Genomic DNA, 3679 nt, shown 5'->3' with positions numbered 1-3679 from the left:
GCCCGGTCGCCCAGCAACCGTCCGGCGGTCATCGCCACGTGCAGCGCCACGAACGCGAGCCCGGCCGTCGCCGCGCCGGCGCCGAGATAGTCGGTCAGGTAGAGTGCGCCCCACGAGGAGCCGGCGTCCTCCACGAGTGCCCCGAAGGCCGCCAGTGCCCCGAGCGCGGCCAGCATCCGTACCGCCGGCCAGGCGAAGGACCGCCGGCCCGGCAGGGCCGCACCCGGCTGCGGCGCCGCCCGCTCGGCGTCCTCCGGTCCGGGCAGCATGAACCGGTACGCGACCAGCAGGATCCCCCCGACCAGCACCGCAGCCACGCTCAGGTGCAGGACCAGCGGAACCCCCAGACCGGCCGCGGCCGAGCCCATGAGCCCGCCGAGCACCGCCCCGATGCTCCACACGCCGTGGAACGAGTTGACGATCGAGCGGCCGTAGAGGCGCTGCACCCGCAGGCCGTGCGCGTTCTGCGCGACGTCGACGATCGCGTCGGCCGCCCCGGCCACCAGGAACACCGCGGCCAGCACCCACCAGGCCGGCGCGACCGCGACCAGGATGAACGCCACCGCCATCAGCAGCATCCCGGCCAGCCCGGTCCGCGACGACCGGAACCGGCGGATCGCGGTGGCGGCGAACAGGCCGCCGAGCAGCGAGCCGAGCGCGCCCGCGCCCAGGGCCGAGCCGAGGGCCGCGTTGCTCAGCTCCAGCGATTCCTTGATCTGCGGGTAGCGCGGCACGATGTTGGCGAACAGGGCCCCGTTGGTCAGGAACACCGCCGCGACGGCGATCCGGGCCCGGCGGGCCTGCTCGGCCGGTCCGGCGCCGAGGGTTGCCGTCACTGTGCGCTGAACCGCTGCACCGCGGCCTCGACGTCCGGCTCGGTGACCGGGAAGCCCGGGAAGCGCGACAGCCGGACCAGCGGGATGGCCCGCATCATCTGGCCGTTGGTCGGGTCGGAGAGCATGTCGGTGAACAGGCCCGTGCCGAGCTGCTCGCGCAGCCACGAGCCGGCGGCCGGGTGGGCCAGCCAGACGTCCACGGTCGACTCGGCGGTCAGCGGCACGGCGTAGCCCTGGCCGGTCAGCGTGACCGTGCCGGTGAGCCGGATGTCGCGTGAGGACGCGCCGACGCGGACGCCGAACTCGCCGCCCTCGACCACCCAGTTGCGGGCCGCCTCGTGCCAGAACGCGAACGCCCGCGCCCCCAGCGTCAGGCTCACCGGCGCGCTCTCACCGGGACCGAGCGCGACCTGGGTGAACGCGCGCAGCTCCTGCTCGGGGCGATAGACAGTGGCCTGCGGGTCGGTGACGTAGAGCTGGACCGTCTCGCGGCCCGGGCGCGTACCGGTGTTGGTGACCGTCAGGCTGACCTCGACCCGCGGATCGTCGCCGTCGGCGAGCACGGAGACGGACAGGTCGCTGTAGCCGAAGCTGGTGTAGGAGAGGCCGTGGCCGAACGGGTACGCCACCTCGAGGCGGTGGGCGTCGTACCAGCGGTAGCCGATCAGCAGGCCCTCGCCGTACCGGACGTGGCCGAGCTCGCCGGGGAACGCGCCGATGGTCGGGTTGTCGGCGAAGCGCACCGGGACGGTCTCGGCGAGCCGGCCCGCCGGATCGGCCGCGCCGAGCAGCAGGTCGGCGGTCGCGCTGCCACCGGCCTGGCCGAGCAGCCAGCCTTCGAGCACGGCCTGCGCGCGGTCCTGCCAGGGCGCGACGGTGACGACCGAGCCGTTGGACAGCACGACGACCACGCGCGGGTTGGCGTCGGCCACGGCGTGCAGCAGGTCGAGCTGGTGGGCGGGCAGGTCCATGTGGTCGCGGTCGTAGCCCTCGGACTCGTACGACGGGGGCAGTCCGAGGAAGAGCACGGCCACGTCGGCGGCGGCTGCGGCCCGTACCGCCTCGGCGACCAGGCCCTCGTCGGCGGCCTCGGCGTCGATCATAAAGCCGGGGGCGAAGGTGACCGCGCGGCGCCCGTCGAGGGCGGCTCGCAGGGCGTCCAGCGCGGTGTCCACCCGGGTGGGGTTCACCTGCGAGGATCCGGCGCCCTGGAACCGCGGCGTCCGGGCGAACTCGCCGATGACCGCGACCGGGCCGCCGCCCGCGGGGTCGAGCGGCAGGATCCCGCCCTCGTTCTTGAGCAGCACCGCGCTGGCCACGGCGGCCTCACGGGCGAGCGCGTGGTGGGCGTCGGCGTCAAAGGTCTGGCCGTCCTGCAGCGCGGGCAGGGACCGGTTGATCAGTGTCAGGACCCGGGTCGCTGCCCGGTCGACGTCCGCCTCGCTCAGCGTGCCGGCCCGGACGGCGTCCAGGATGACCCGGGTGCCGGCGCCACCGGACGACGGCATCTCCAGGTCCAGCCCGGCGGCCACCCCGGCGTCCCGGCGGTTGACCGCGCCCCAGTCGGAGACGACCAGCCCTTCGAAGCCCCACTCGTCGCGCAGCACCTGGGTGAGCAGCCAGGGATCCTCACTCGCGTACGTGCCGTTGATCTTGTTGTAGGCGCACATCACCGTCCAGGGCTGCGCCTGGGTGACCACCCGCTCGAAGGCCGGCAGGTAGATCTCGCGCAGCGTCCGCTCGTCGACGTCGGCCGAGACCGTCATCCGGTCGGTCTCCTGGTTGTTGGCGGCGAAGTGCTTGAGCGAGGCGCCCACCCCGGTGCTCTGCAGGCCGTTGACCAGGGCCGCGCCGAGCTCGCCGGCCAGCAGCGGGTCCTCGGAGAAGTACTCGAAGTTGCGCCCGCACAGCGGCGAGCGCTTCATGTTGACCCCCGGGCCGAGCAGCACGGCGACCTGCTCGGCGCGGCACTCCCGGCCCAGCGCCACCCCGATGCGGCCCAGCAGGTCGATGTTCCAGGTCGAGGCGAGCCCGGCGGCCGGCGGGAAGCAGGTGGCCGGGACGCTGTCGTTGAGGCCGACGTGGTCCGACTCGCCGGCCTGCTTGCGCAGGCCGTGCGGCCCGTCGGTGACCATCACGCCGGGGATGCCGAGACGCTCGACCGGCTGCGTACGCCAGAAGTCGGCCCCGTCCAGCAGGGTGGCCTTCTCCTCGAGGGTGAGTGCGGCGAGCAGCGCGGGAACGTCGAGTGTCATGACCCGACCGTAACAATGAAAACCTCCGCATGGAAGTTTTTGTGGCCTACGATGGCGCGATGGACGAGGTCCCCGAGATCACCCGGCGCGGCGCGTACGACAAAGGGGTGCGCCGCCGGCGCGAGATCCTCGACCGGGCCATCGAGGTCTTCGCCGAACGCGGCGCCGAGGGCACCTCGCTGCGCGCCATCGGCGAGGCCATCGGGGTCTCGCACGCGGCGCTCAAGCACTACTTCGCCTCCCGCGAGGAACTGCTCATCGAGGTCTACCGGGCCGCCGAGGAACGCTCTGTCGCCGAGGACCGGCTGCCCCCGGACGTCTCGGTGGTCGGGCTGATGACCCACGCGGCCCGCCGCAACCACGGCGTGCCCGGCCTGGTCCAGCTCTACTCGACGCTGGTGGCGGGCGCGCTGGAGGAGGGCCACGAGCCGTCCCGCGAGTTCTTCGGCCGGCGCTTCGCCCAGCTCCGCCAGGTGCTGACCGAGCGCATCGAGGCGGACCAGCGGGCCGGCGGGGGCCGGCCGGCCAGCACCCCCCCGGCGGCGGCCCCCCGCGGCGAAGCGGGCACCCACCGCCGGCGGAGCCCCA

At 74.0% G+C, this 3679-nt stretch carries 3 protein-coding genes; 1 reads left to right on the top strand and 2 read right to left on the bottom strand.

Annotated features, from left to right (window positions below; translation table 11 throughout):
* Window positions 1–836, bottom strand: an 836-nt coding sequence (locus AB0C29_RS38125; protein ID WP_360831132.1) for an MFS transporter, incomplete at its 3' end; no start/stop codon positions are given.
* Window positions 833–3091 carry a glycoside hydrolase family 3 C-terminal domain-containing protein gene (locus AB0C29_RS38120; RefSeq protein WP_360831129.1) on the bottom strand — a complete coding sequence of 753 codons (2259 nt, stop codon included), beginning with the start codon at window positions 3089–3091 and terminating at the stop codon, window positions 833–835. The genes AB0C29_RS38120 and AB0C29_RS38125, both read right to left, overlap by 4 nt.
* Before the next feature lie 59 nt (window positions 3092–3150).
* On the opposite strand from AB0C29_RS38120, the gene AB0C29_RS38115 reads away from it, so the two are divergent.
* The coding region (locus tag AB0C29_RS38115; RefSeq protein WP_360831126.1) for a helix-turn-helix domain-containing protein at window positions 3151–3679 on the top strand (529 nt) is incomplete at its 3' end.

The organism is Actinoplanes sp. NPDC048791, assembly GCF_040650095.1.
GTDB lineage: Bacteria > Actinomycetota > Actinomycetes > Mycobacteriales > Micromonosporaceae > Actinoplanes.
This window is presented reverse-complemented; position numbering and strand designations above follow the sequence as displayed.

Bases quoted from the DNA above. Each gene is read 5' to 3' on its own strand.
- AB0C29_RS38120 (WP_360831129.1), bottom strand. From the start codon at position 3,091: ATGACACTCGACGTTCCCGCGCTGCTCGCCGCACTCACCCTCGAGGAG.